General features: G+C 69.7%; 11 protein-coding genes and 2 pseudogenes. 3 read left to right on the top strand and 10 right to left on the bottom strand.

Annotation, left to right across the window (positions count from 1 at the left end; genetic code table 11):
* Positions 1–226, top strand: a pseudogene (locus tag MKK65_RS03455) (MxaK protein); the annotation flags it as partial.
* 370 nt (positions 227–596) lie between these two features.
* Here the strand turns inward: MKK65_RS03455 and MKK65_RS03450 are convergent.
* The 8 genes from MKK65_RS03450 to MKK65_RS03415 form a co-directional block, all read right to left on the bottom strand.
* The gene (locus MKK65_RS03450) at positions 597–1,646 is read right to left on the bottom strand and encodes a vWA domain-containing protein (RefSeq protein WP_243955327.1); all 1,050 of its coding nucleotides are present in this window, start codon (positions 1,644–1,646) and stop codon (positions 597–599) included.
* 3 nt (positions 1,647–1,649) lie between these two features.
* Entirely contained in the window at positions 1,650–2,537 is an 888-nt protein-coding gene (locus MKK65_RS03445; RefSeq protein ID WP_243955325.1) for a nonribosomal peptide synthetase MxaA, read from the bottom strand.
* Between the two features lie 148 nt (positions 2,538–2,685).
* A complete protein-coding gene (locus tag MKK65_RS03440) occupies positions 2,686–3,543 on the bottom strand; it encodes a DUF58 domain-containing protein (protein ID WP_243955323.1) in 858 nt (285 codons plus the stop codon).
* Positions 3,540–4,571 (bottom strand): AAA family ATPase, encoded by a 1,032-nt coding sequence (locus tag MKK65_RS03435; RefSeq protein WP_243955321.1) that lies wholly within the window; start codon positions 4,569–4,571, stop codon positions 3,540–3,542. Before MKK65_RS03435 ends, MKK65_RS03440 begins: the two co-directional genes overlap by 4 nt.
* A gap of 270 nt (positions 4,572–4,841) precedes the next feature.
* The gene (locus MKK65_RS03430) at positions 4,842–5,138 is read right to left on the bottom strand and encodes a methanol dehydrogenase [cytochrome c] subunit (RefSeq protein ID WP_058191741.1); all 297 of its coding nucleotides are present in this window, start codon (positions 5,136–5,138) and stop codon (positions 4,842–4,844) included.
* A gap of 86 nt (positions 5,139–5,224) precedes the next feature.
* Complete coding sequence (gene moxG, locus MKK65_RS03425) at positions 5,225–5,818, bottom strand: cytochrome c(L), periplasmic (RefSeq protein ID WP_058191740.1); 594 nt, start codon at positions 5,816–5,818, stop codon at positions 5,225–5,227.
* Positions 5,819–5,881: 63 nt separating this feature from the next.
* Positions 5,882–6,790, bottom strand: a complete 909-nt coding sequence (gene moxJ, locus MKK65_RS03420; protein ID WP_243955319.1) for a methanol oxidation system protein MoxJ — start codon at positions 6,788–6,790, stop codon at positions 5,882–5,884.
* A 125-nt stretch (positions 6,791–6,915) separates the two neighbouring features.
* Positions 6,916–8,799, bottom strand: coding sequence for a methanol/ethanol family PQQ-dependent dehydrogenase (locus MKK65_RS03415; protein ID WP_243955317.1), 1,884 nt, complete (start codon positions 8,797–8,799; stop codon positions 6,916–6,918).
* 343 nt (positions 8,800–9,142) lie between these two features.
* On the opposite strand from MKK65_RS03415, the gene MKK65_RS03410 reads away from it, so the two are divergent.
* Positions 9,143–10,021 (top strand): trypsin-like peptidase domain-containing protein, encoded by an 879-nt coding sequence (locus tag MKK65_RS03410; protein WP_409565356.1) that lies wholly within the window; start codon positions 9,143–9,145, stop codon positions 10,019–10,021.
* Positions 10,022–10,039: 18 nt separating this feature from the next.
* Here the strand turns inward: MKK65_RS03410 and MKK65_RS03405 are convergent, their stop codons facing one another.
* Positions 10,040–10,189: a hypothetical protein gene (locus tag MKK65_RS03405; protein ID WP_201025734.1), complete on the bottom strand. Its 150-nt coding sequence runs from the start codon at positions 10,187–10,189 to the stop codon at positions 10,040–10,042.
* Between the two features lie 125 nt (positions 10,190–10,314).
* Positions 10,315–10,863: a GAF domain-containing protein gene (locus tag MKK65_RS03400; RefSeq protein ID WP_243955315.1), complete on the bottom strand. Its 549-nt coding sequence runs from the start codon at positions 10,861–10,863 to the stop codon at positions 10,315–10,317.
* 378 nt (positions 10,864–11,241) lie between these two features.
* Between MKK65_RS03400 and MKK65_RS03395 the strand changes: the two are divergent.
* A pseudogene (locus MKK65_RS03395) lies at positions 11,242–11,575 on the top strand (porin family protein); the annotation flags it as partial.

The following is an 11,575-nucleotide window of genomic DNA, read 5'->3' as shown; positions in this document are numbered from 1 at the left end:
GCGCGAGGCCTTCGGGCTCCTGACCCGCGGCGCCCTCGACAAGGCCGGCCCGCAGGTGACCCTGGCCCGCCAGGATTACCGCCGGGCGCTGCGCGACCGGCCGGATTTCTGGGACGCGAAGTTCAATCTCGACGTCGCCTGGCTGGACGCGGCACGGATGCGCTCTCGCGTGCGGGCGGCCGGACTCAGGGATCGGGCTTCGGATCCTCCCCGGCTGAAAAGGTGACGAGCTACGGAGAGGGCGCGCGCCCTCCCTCCCCCCTCTGCGGGGGAGGGTGGCCCCCGAAGGGGGTCGGGAGAGGGGCAGCGCGACGATGCAGGATGGATCAGGCGTCGCGACCTCTCCGGCACCGTCGCTCCCCTCTCCCGACCCCTGCTGACGCAGAGGCCACCCTCCCCCGCAGAGGGGGGAGGGAGAGGCGCGTGTCCTTGATCGTTGCCCTCTTCCGTCAAAGATGTGGGCACCCCGCAGTCCACACGCATGATCGATCCCCAGTCGGCACGGGATCGGCAGGAGAGGAGCGCACGCCGCGTTCCGCATGGAACCGAGCGCCGTGGCACGCGGCGCAGGCCCAGGAGGATACCGGACCGCATCATCATGCCGCCCTCCGGATATCCGGCGCGGGCGCACGCTCCGGCACGGCGGCACCCGCGACCCGAGCCGCCAAAAAATCTGCCTCGGCGAGGGCCGCCAGGACGAGCAAGAAAAGCCCGAGCCCGGCGAGCGCGTAGGCGAACCCGGTCAGGTCGCGGCGGGGGCGCGGCTCGGTATAGGGGATCGGGTTGCGCTCCAGGGCGGCGATCTGTGCGATGGCGTCGGCAACCGCGGGGGCCCCTTCGGCCTCGAAGGCCCAGTAGGGCACGCCGAGGCTCTTGAAGAACAGGTCGAGATGGCGCTCTGGGGCGGCCTGGGGGGTGTCCTCCCCGGCCGGCCGGTCGTGGATCGAGGGCGAGCCCTTGGTGCGCAGGAACAGCCAGTAGAGGGTCGGGTGCAGCTTGGTGAAAGCGGCGCGCAGGGCATCCTGCACCCGCGGGTCGATCACCGCGGCCCCGTCCGAGATGAACAGCAGGACGCGGGAGCCACTGCTCTCCGGGGCGAATTGCGACAGCGCCATCGCGAGGCCGCGGGCGACGTTGGTATAGTCGAGGCCGGGCCGGTCGATCGCCGCGATGGCGGCGCGCACGGCCGCATGCCGGTCGGTCATCGGCATGACCAGCATCGGCGCGGTGGAGAAGGCCGTGACCGCGAACAGGTCGTGCGCCCGGGCGCCGACGAAATCGGCCAGCAGGCGCCGGGACGCGGCGGCCTTCGATTCCTCCGCGCCCGAGGGCTGCCGCCCCGCGAAGGTCTCGTTCATGCTGCCGGACCGGTCGATCAGCATCGAGATCTGGGCGCCGATACCGATGCGGGTCACCGGCGCGCCGGCGCCGTAGGGGCCGGCCAGCGCCACCACCAGGCCACTGACCGCGAGCACACCCGCGCCCCGCAGCAGCCAGGCGATCCAGCGTGAGGCCGGATCGGCCGGTGCCGCGGCGACGGCCGAGACCGCGGCCCGCCGGCGCCCGGAGGCGAACAGGGGCAGCAGCGCCAGCGGCAACAGCCACAGCCAGGCGGGCGACGTGACCCCGAGCGCCTCGATGGCCATCGCTCAGGCCTCCCGCTCGGCGGCGGCGAGCCGACGCAGGCCGGACTCGACCTCGGACCAGGGCAGGCTCGCCCGGGCGGCCTCGATCTCGCGGCCGAAGAAGGCCCGGCGCGAGGCGTCGAAGAACCTGGCCAGCGCCGGCCCCTCCCGGCGGAAGGCGGGATGCCGGTCGAGGAAGGCCGGGAGGTCGTCGGCCAGCACCCGGCGGCCGTCGGTCTCGTCGAGGCCGCGATGGATCAGGCGCAGGGCCTCGCGGTAGCCGCCCTCGCCCCCGCGGCCCAACCGGCGCACCGCGCGGGCGGCCTTGGCGAAGGGGCGCCCGGGCCTCGCGAACCAGCCGCGATCATAGCCGAGGGCGGCGAGTGCCAGCACGGCGGCCCCGAGGGCGACGAGGGCGGCCCGCAGGTCCGGCACCGGGTCGAGCCGGGGGACGCGCCCGTCCGGCCGCAGATACTCGGCCGGATCGTCGTGCTTCTCCGGCTGGACCTCCCGCAGGGGTGAGACGCCGAGCGACCAGCCGGGAATCTCGGCCTTGGCCGAAGTGGTGCCCCCCGCGGCCGCGCTCTCCAGCGACACGGAAAAACCCGGGATCGCGATCTGGCGGGCATCGAGCGCCGCGTAGAAGCTCTGGTAGGTGAGGTGCAGCCGGATCCGGCCGGGGCTCTCCTCGACGGTGATACCCCGCAGGTCGAGCCAGTAGGTCAGCGGCCCCGGCGCCGGCAGGGAGGCGCGCTGCAGGCTGAAACCGGGATCGACCGCGATGTCGGCCTGGGCCCGCACCAGATCGCCCAGAAAATACCCGAAGGCGCGGGGCACCCGCACCTCGACGGAGCGCACCTGCGCCAGAGCGGCGCCGGCCTGAAAAAGGAGCGCGCAGCAGGCCAAGATCATGGGTTTCCGAAGGGCGAAGCCCTTCGGCGGGGTATCGGGGCGGAGCCCTGATGCCTGGGGCTGTGCCTGATCGCAGGGCTCCGCCCTGCACCCGCAAAAGGTCTCGGACCTTTTGAAATCAGGACTTTTTATGAGCGCCCCCGTCATCTCAGGTCGCCAGCAGGTGGCGGGTGAGCGCCTGGGCGTCGAAGCGGTCGACCAGATGGAACGGGGCCCGGGCCGAGGACGCGGCGGCGAGGCTGCGCAGGGCGTCGCGCCGGGCCTGCTCCCGGGCGATCCAGCGCCGCTTCAGGGCGGGGCGCAGGAAGACCAGGCGACGACCGGCGCCTTCGAGATCGTCGAGCTCGACCAAGCCCCAATCCGGCAGGCTGGCATCCTCGGCGCTGTCGGCGAGCAGCACCGGGACCGTGTCGTGGAGCGCCAGCGCCGCGAAGACCTGCGCGATCAGCGCCTGCGGCCAGCGGAAATCGGAGACCAGGAAGACCAGCCGCGGTCGGCCGAACAGCAGGCGCGCGGCCTCCAACAGCCCCTCGGCGCCGGTGGCCTCGCAGCGCGCCGCCGCGATCCGCTCGGCCATGGCGAGGGCCGGCCCGCGTCGGCGGGTGGCCGGCAGGTAGAGATCCGCCCGGACGGCGCGGTCGCAGCCGATCACCCCGAACCCGTCGCCGATCCGGGTCGCCGAGGCGGCGAGCCCGGCGCAGAGGTCGGCCGCGAGCCGCAGACGGTCGCCGGCGCCCCGGAAGCGCATCGAGGCCGAGAGATCGACAAGCACCCAGACCTCGACGGTGTTGCGCATCTCGAAGCGCCGGACATGCACGCCCTCGAACGGGTCGCGCAGGCTGGCGCGCAGGTCGATCCGGCGGGCATCCGGCAGGGTCAGGAACGGGACCTGGTCCCGGAACGTGCCCAGCCCACCGGCCTCCTGGCCGCGATGCGCCCCGAACCGACGCCCCCTCGGGCGCCAGCGCGGCAGGTAGATGATGTCGGCCGAGGGCGCCCCGGTCATGGGGCCGGCACCGTCTCGAACACCGCCCGGCACAGGTCCGGGACGATCTCGCCGCGGCGCATCTCGTGCACCGGCTCCAGGAAGATGCGGTGTGCCATCACCTCGGGGAAGACCGCGCGGACATCCTCCGGGACGAGCCAGTCCCGCCCCTCCAGCCACGCCCGCACCCGGGCGGCCCGGACCAGGAAGGCGAGGCCGCGCGGCGAGGCGCCGCCCTGGACCAGAGTCGCCATGTCGATGCCGGAGAGCCGGATCCCGGCCTCCGCCGGGCGCACCAGCGCGTCCCAGAGCCCGACCACGTAGGTCTCGATCTCCGGTGACGCCTGGATCGCCACCTGGATCGAGGCCGCGATGGCGCCGAGGCGGGCCTGGTCGAGCACGCCCTCGGCAACCGCGCCGATCAGCCGGTCGGTGTCGTGGAAGCGCGGATCGAACACCAGCGCGCGCCGGGCCTCCGCGTCCCGCGGGGCGTCCATCCCGATCTCCATCAGGAAGCGGTCGCGGGCGGCGGCGGGCAGCTCGAAGGTCTCCTCGCGCTCGACTCGGTTGCGGTCGGCGAAGACCTGGAGGTTGGGAAACCGGTACTCCCGGGCGAAGGCCGTGACGCTGCGCTCGGCCATGATCCGCAGAAGCAGGGCATGGACCTGCGGCCGGGCCCGGTTGATCTCGTTGAAGAAGAACACCGCCAGGTCTTCGGCCCGGCGCAGGACCGGCCCCGGCTCGACCCGGGGGCGGCCGTCCTCGGCGAGGTAGGTGTGGTAGATCAGGTCGGTCGGCATCATGTCGACCGTGCCCTCGACGCGCTCGTAGGCGCCGCCGAGCGCCCGGGCGACCGCGCGCAGCAGCGTGGTCTTGCCGACGCCGACATCGCCTTCCAGCATGACGTGGCCGCGGGCGAAGATCGCCGTGGTGACGAGGCGGATGACCCGCGCCTGGCCGACCACCGCCTTGGCGGCCTCCGCCTCGAAGCGGGCGGCCGAGGCCCGCCAATCGGTGAGCTTGGCGTCGCCGGGATGGAGCGTGTTCATCGCGCTGGTTCCGGGACATGGCGGCCGACCTCAGGGAGAGACCGGACCGAGGTGCGCGACTGGCTCAGCAGCGCGTGGTGCAGCGAAGACCGGAAGCCTGTCGACTGCCGGCTTCCTATCCTCGACCTCATCCTGAGGTGCTTCCGCGAAGCGGAAGCCTCGAAGGCGCCCTCCAGAAGCCATTGCGATCTCTGGAGCCCTCCTTCGAGGCCCAGCGATCCTCGATCGCTGGGCACCTCAGGATGAGGGATAGATTTGGATCTTTGCGACTCAGTTCGCCGAGATCTTGCTGACGTCGTATTCGAACTTGCCGGTCTTCTTGGCGTTCTCGATGCGCTTGCGATTGCGCTCTTCCATCATCTTGATGGATTCCGCCTGCTTGCCGACCTCCTTGGGGTCGTGCTTCGGATCGTACTTCGTCCCCGCGACCTTCTCGGGGAAGCCGGGCTTGGGCTCCCAGCAATTGCCCGGGGCCTTGCAGGTCTGCCCGTCATAGGCCAGCGCCGGCAGGGCGCCGAGCGCCCCCGCGGCCAACATCGCGGCGGTGATCAGGATTCTGTTGCGCATCGTCGATTCCTTGCGTTCGCTCCCAGGGCGGCCCGACGGGCCGTTCTTTGGCGCCGGCTCGGCCGGGCGCTGCTCCGCGCGGACGCTCACTCCAGCGGCTTGCACTGGCCGGGCGCGTCCTTGGCGAAGGTCTCGCCTTCCTTGAAAGGCGTGTAGTGCGTCTTCTGCTCGTCGGTCAGCCAGGCGGCATCTTTGACCGGGCCGGTATAGAGATGCCGGATCCAGGCGATGACCTGCAGCGCCTCGTCCGGATTCAGATCTTCGTTGTGCGGGCCCATCATGCCGTTGGCCCCGCCCCAGATCGTCGCGAACAGGCCGGTATCGTCGGTGTTGGCCGGATAGGTCCAGTAATTGTCGTTGAGGCCGGGCCCGACCTTGCCCTCGGCCAGATGGCCGTGGCAGCCGGAGCAGGAGGTCAGGTACAGGCTCTCACCGTTGCGCAGGCACGCCTTGTCGTCGATGTAGAGGTTCTTGCCGGTCTGGAAGAAGGTCTGGACCGCCTTGGTGTCGCGCCCGCCGGGCTTGCCTTCGGCGAGGTCCAGCGGCTCCCCGGTGATGGTGTTGCGGAAGACGAGGCCGGTCTGCGGCCCCGATTGTGGCTGGGCCATCACGGCGGCGGCACAGAGCGCCGAGGCGGCGCCGGCCAGGAGCATCAACCGGATACGCTTGGTCTTCGTCATCTTACTTTCGCTTCGCGGGAACTGGATCGCGCGGCAGCAGGTCGCTGCCGGTGCGCGGTGGTGTCAGTTGGTGGCCACGACCGGGACGCCGTCCTGCTTCAGGATGGCGTCGATCTGCGGCTTGGCCTTGACGATGGCGGCGTCGAGGGCGTCGCGGAGCGCCGTGTCGTCCCGGCGCACGCCCATGGACTGGTCGAAGCTCTGGGGCATCTTGCGGCCGTCGCTGCTCACCGTGTCGTTCGGGACGAGGGTCATGCGCAGCGGCACGGCCGAGTCCTTGACGTAGCGGGCCACGTCGGGGGCGAAGGCGACGCCCACATCCGCCTTGTCGTTGGCGACCTCGCTGACGATCCGGGCCGGGTCGATCTGCGTGTACTGGTTGCGGGGCGCCCGGAAGCCGACCAGCGAGTAGAGGTAGGCCATGTCCTCCTCGTAGCGGCCGATATCCTTGAGCATCGCCTCGCCCGGGGAGCCCAGCGGCACGACCATGTGGTCGACGGTCTTGAGGCGCGGATCCGACCACGACTTCACGTCGAGGTCCTTGTCGGCGCGGGTGATGAAGACGTAGCCGCTGCGGTAGTAGGGCTTGGTGGTCAGCACCCGCGGGTCGTCGCTGTCGAGGCCGACCACCACATCGCAGGTGCGCTTCTCCAGCCCGTCGCGCACGAGGTAGATCGCCGGCTTGGCGAGCCAGACGAAGACGGGTTTCTTCCCCATCGCCTCTGCGACCGCGGCGGCGACCCGGTTCTCCAGCCCGGACCCGTCCCGCATGGAGAGCGGCGGCTGCTTCTCGGAGGCGCAGATCCGCAAGGTGGACGGGTCGGCCTTGGGCGCGGCCGCGGCCTTGCCGGGCTCGGACTGGATGGCCTGCGCCTCCGATTCCTGGGCCCAGGCCTTTTGGGCCGGGATCGCGAGGGCGAGCAGGGCCGCGGCGCAGGTCGCCGCGCGAAGGAGTCCGCCGAGAAGCGGCATGGTGTCGTTCCCTCAATGATGCTTGTCGGGGGCGACCCGTGCGCGGGGCTCGCCGAGCCGGGGCTCCGCCGCCCGGAGGGGGCGGCGGAGCGGTCGCGCGCTCGGACGCGCGGATCAGGTGCGGGTTACTTGGCGGCGTGCTGCGCGTACTCGCCGACATTCGGGTCGTCGTAGGGACCCTTGCCGTCCAGCGAGAACACGACCACGCCGCCGCCCATCTGGGTGTAGTTGGCGAGCTTCTTGAAGGCGCCGACCGCGCCGAGACCGGCGGTCGGATCCTGCAGGTCGAACACCAGGCCCACGCCCGGCCAGCCGCCGACGCCGTAATAGATGGCGACGTATTGGGTGCCCTTGTGGGTGTAGGTGATCGGGTAGCCGATTGCCCCGGACGGCAGCTTGAACTTCCAGAGGAGGTCGCCGTTGTCCGAGTCGCGCGCCTTGATGAAGCCGTCGAGCGTTCCGTACAGGACGATGTTGCCGGCGGTGGCGGTGGTGCCGCCCCAGACGGCGAAGCGCTCCATCTTCTCCCAGTTGAACTTGCCGGTGATGGCGTTGTAGCTCTTGATCTGGCCGAGACCCTCGTAGTTCTGCCGGTCACCCTTCGGGCCCGGATACATGTTCAGCGTCGCGCCGACGAAGAACTGACCCGCCCGGTAGGGCAGCATGAAGGGCTCCCAATCCATGCAGATGTGGTTGATGCCCATGTAGAAGGCTTGGCGCTTCGGATCGTAGGAATCGTGCCCCTGGTTGTGGTAGCCCATCGCCGAGGGACAGATGTCCTTGGCGAGGTGATCCATCCGGGTGCCGTATTCCGGGTCGCGCACCGGCGCGCCGGACTTCAGGTCCACCGACTTGAACACGTTGACCGTGTCGTCCATCTTGTTGGCCGAGACCAGCGAGCCGTCCGTCCGGTCGAGGGTGTAGACGATGCCGTTGCGGTCGGGATGGGTGAGGAGCTTCCTCATCTTCCCGTCCTTGTCCTTCTGCTCGGACAGCATCATCACGTTGACGCCGGCATAGTCCCACTCGTCGTGGGGCGTCTTCTGGTAGCCGAAATGCGCCTCGCCGGTGTCGACGTCGCGGCCGAAGATCGTCATCGTCCACTTGTTGTCGCCCGGACGCATGGTCTCGTTCCACGGCGCCGGGTTGCCGGTGCCGAAGTAGATCATGTTCGTGCCCGGGTCGTAGGCGTACCAGCCCCAGTTGGTGCCGCCGCCGATCTTCCAGGCGTCGCCCTCCCAGGTGGAGGTGCCCAGGCCCTTCTGGCCGTAATGGGCGTTCTTGATGTTGAAGTCCTTGGCGAGCAGCAGATCCTCGTCCGGGCCGGTGGCGTAGGCGCGCCAGACTTGCGCACCGGTCTTCACGTCGTAGGCGGTGAGGTAGCCGCGCACGCCGAGCTCGGCGCCCGAGGAGCCGATGATCACCTTGTCCTTCACCACGTAGGGGGCGATGGTGAGCGTCGAGCCGACCTTGATGTCGGAATTCTCGATCTTCCAGACCGTCTCGCCGGTCTGCGCGTTCAGCGCCACGACGTTGCCGTCGAGCAGCGTCTTCAGGATCAGCGCCGGGGTCTTGCCGTCGCCCGGCCAGTAGGCCAGCCCGCGGTTGACGAGATCGCAGCAGGCGACCGAGCGGGCGGCCGGGTTCTGCTTGGGCTTGTCCTGCCACAGGATCTTGCCCGGATCATCGAGGTCGAGCGCGAAGGTGTTGTTCGGGAACGAGGTGTGGACGTACATCTTGCCGTCGACGACCAGGGGCGCGCCCTCGTGGCCGTTGAGCAGGCCGGTCGAGAAGGTCCAGGCCGGCTTGAGCTGCTTGACGTTGCTCTTGTTGATCTGCGTCAGAGCGCTGTAATTGTCCGAGTCGTAGTTCTTACCGGGCATCACCCAGTTTTCGTCGCTCTTCGACTGCTCGATGAGCTTGTCGTTGGCGAAAGCCGCTCCGGCAAGGCCGACCGGCCCCAGTGCCAGGATCGCCAGGACCGAGACGGAACCCGCTAGGCTTCTCATGATGCATCTCCTCGCCAGGCCGCTCCGCCTCGCGGCATCGCAGCTATTGATTTTCGCAGTGCAAGATCGATCGAGGCCGGTCGCATCGATAGTCAGATTTACTTACGACTTAGAGACATTCGACCTTTATGATCTGCTTATTAAGATCTTGTCACCTTTCAGTTTTATGCGCCAATGCCCGACGATGTCTTCAGGCAAGCTGACATTTGTTATCGGGATAATTCGGCAATGCCAGACGGGAAGGCCGGAATACCCGTTGCCGACTTGACCGCCCTTCGGCGCCCGCCCAAAACTGTGTTCCCGGCCGGCTTCGAGCGCGGCCTTCAATCTTCGGGGCTGCCTGATGGGCTTGAGACGGTCCGGAGTGCTCTTGGCCACCGAAATGCCGGTCACCGAAGAGCCCATCCGGTCGGCCTGGCGGCGGCTCCTGCCGCTCGCCGCCCTGCTCGTCCTCGCGGGAGCCGCCCGGGGCGAGGACCGCGCCCCGCCGGCGCACCGGCTTACGGCGCTCTACCCGCAGGACGGGCGCCGCGACCTGACCGGGGCCGATTTCGACCGATTCCGCGGCGCCGGCATCCTGTGGTGCCGCAATCCGGATGGGGTCCCGCAGAAGGCCGCCGCGGCGTGGCTGATCGCCGATCGCTCGACCGTGGTGCTGAACGCGCACAATTTCCGCGATCGCCGTCTCGCGGCCACGCGCGCGGTGGCCGATTGCTATTTCCAGATCGGGGGCCGCAACTACGATTTCGACCCGGACAGCCTGGTGCTCGGACCCGCGCCCGGCGCCGACAGCCTGCACATCACCGACGATTGGGCGATCCTGCGCCTACACCGTCCGGCCGACGCCGTCCCGCAGCCCCTGCCGGAGCCGCCCGACCTGCCGGTCGGGGACATCGCCCTGCCGGTGACCATGGTGTCCCCGGCGGGCCATGGCAATTATCGCGGGCCCAGCAGCCTCGAGCGCTGCGCCATCCGGCGGATCGATCCGCCGACCGAGGACGCGATCCGCCGCGCGCGCCACGATTGCAACGACGGCTACGGCGGCTCGGGCTCAGGCCTGTTCGACGAGGCGGGCCGGCTCATCGCCCTGCAGAGCGCGTCCCTGGCGATGAACTCGCGCAGCCGCTTCGACATCGAGTTCCACTACGGGTCCGCCCTGCTCTTCGAGGGCGGCCTGCTGTCGGCGCTCCGCGGTCGGGTCGGTGCCGGCGGGCGCGAGTGAGCGCGCCGGCGGGGATGCTCACTTCCGCTGGCCGGTCGGGTTCGGCGTCGCGGAGGAATCCGGAGACACGGCCGGGTTGATCGGCGTGACCATCGACCAGCGGCCGACGATCGCGACGATCGCGGCGAACAGGACGACGAAGATGCTGATGAGGATGATGCGCTTCATGACGGGGGCTTGAGACGTCCGTGCGGGTTCTTCGAGCGCGCGGAGAACGGCCGGAGCTTGGCAAACGATCCCCACCGCGACGCAGGCGCGCAGGTCTTCTCGGGCAGGTCTTCCCGGATCGAGCCCTAGCCTGTCCGCTCAGGCACGCGATCGGACGGCGGGGCCGCCCAGAGGCGGCCGACCTGTGCGGGCTCCTGCAGCCGAATCAGCGCGACCGCAGCCTGATGGGCCAAGGTCTCCAGCCGGCAGACCGTCGCATCGTCGGGGATCACCGAGGCACACCAATAGGCGCCCAGCGACGCGATCGGCTCGGGCGACCCGATCGGCACCATCACGAGGCTGCGCATCGAGGTAGTGCGATAGGCCTCGCTCGGCACCCGCGGGTCGAACTCGATGTCCGGGACCACGGCGGTCTCGTCGTTGAGCATCACCCAACCGGAGATGCAGGCGGTGAGGGGGAAACGCCGTCCCCGCCACAGCGGCTCGATCGCGTCCTCGGCGGCGTACAGGCAGAACTCGCCCTCGCGCAGGACCACGGCGATCCCGTCCGCGCCGACGATGTCCAGCGCCGTGTCGCGCAGGATGGAAACGACCTCCGAAAGGGTGCGGGCGACCGCCAACCGGCCGGTCGCCCGCACCAGCCCCTCGTCGGACGGGAAATGGGCCTCTGACATGGGAAGAACGGTAAGGGAGGCGGCCCGGATCGTCCACGCCGCATTCTACCAGGGCCCGTCCAACGGGCTGCCTCGGCCGCAATCTACACGCGAGCGTTACACCCGGGGCAGCGCTCTCGCGTCGAGCTGCGATTGTTACACGCAGATTAACACCTCGACGACGCCGGTATTGACGAACCATATTTCTATCTGCCGGCAGTCCTGGTCGAATAATGCGCATCGCTCAGTCATCGCGGGCTCGTCATGTGTTCCAGCGCACCTTTTCCGCCACCGGCCGGGAGCCTTCGCGGGCGCTGTTGCACCATTGCACTATCGCGTCGGCCGCTCCTGACGTCCTGTCCCTCGGCACATCCCGATCAACGGGAGATTGAGGACCAGATGATCAAGAAGCTTCTTCTCGCGAGCGCCGCCACGGCCCTCCTGACCGGCGCCGCCTCGGCCGCCGACCTGCCGCGCCGCGCCGCCCCGCCGCCCGTCTTCACCCCCGTGCCCGTGTTCACCTGGACCGGCGCCTACTTCGGTATCAACGCCGGCTACGCCGTCGACGCCAGCAGCCGCTCGAACAGCTCGGTCTTCGGCGTCCTCGCCCCCTTCGCCGCCGCCGGCAGCACCGCCACCTTCCGCGACCGCAGCCAGGACGGCTTCTCCCGCGGCGCTCAGGTCGCCTACAACTACCAGTTCACCCCGGTCTCGGGCGTGGTCGTCGGCCTCG

This window comes from Methylobacterium sp. J-001 (assembly GCF_022829565.1).
Taxonomy (GTDB): domain Bacteria; phylum Pseudomonadota; class Alphaproteobacteria; order Rhizobiales; family Beijerinckiaceae; genus Methylobacterium.
Note: the sequence above shows the minus strand (reverse complement) of the source record. Positions and strands in the feature narration are given on the sequence as shown.

Bases quoted from the DNA above. Each gene is read 5' to 3' on its own strand.
- MKK65_RS03430 (WP_058191741.1), bottom strand. From the start codon at position 5,138: ATGCGCAACAGAATCCTGATCACCGCCGCGATGTTGGCCGCGGGGGCG.
- MKK65_RS03405 (WP_201025734.1), bottom strand. From the start codon at position 10,189: ATGAAGCGCATCATCCTCATCAGCATCTTCGTCGTCCTGTTCGCCGCG.
- moxG (WP_058191740.1), bottom strand. From the start codon at position 5,818: ATGACGAAGACCAAGCGTATCCGGTTGATGCTCCTGGCCGGCGCCGCC.
- MKK65_RS03435 (WP_243955321.1), bottom strand. From the start codon at position 4,571: ATGAACACGCTCCATCCCGGCGACGCCAAGCTCACCGATTGGCGGGCC.
- MKK65_RS03400 (WP_243955315.1), bottom strand. From the start codon at position 10,863: ATGTCAGAGGCCCATTTCCCGTCCGACGAGGGGCTGGTGCGGGCGACC.
- MKK65_RS03410 (WP_409565356.1), top strand. From the start codon at position 9,143: ATGGGCTTGAGACGGTCCGGAGTGCTCTTGGCCACCGAAATGCCGGTC.
- moxJ (WP_243955319.1), bottom strand. From the start codon at position 6,790: ATGCCGCTTCTCGGCGGACTCCTTCGCGCGGCGACCTGCGCCGCGGCC.
- MKK65_RS03440 (WP_243955323.1), bottom strand. From the start codon at position 3,543: ATGACCGGGGCGCCCTCGGCCGACATCATCTACCTGCCGCGCTGGCGC.
- MKK65_RS03450 (WP_243955327.1), bottom strand. From the start codon at position 1,646: ATGGCCATCGAGGCGCTCGGGGTCACGTCGCCCGCCTGGCTGTGGCTG.
- MKK65_RS03445 (WP_243955325.1), bottom strand. From the start codon at position 2,537: ATGATCTTGGCCTGCTGCGCGCTCCTTTTTCAGGCCGGCGCCGCTCTG.
- MKK65_RS03415 (WP_243955317.1), bottom strand. From the start codon at position 8,799: ATGAGAAGCCTAGCGGGTTCCGTCTCGGTCCTGGCGATCCTGGCACTG.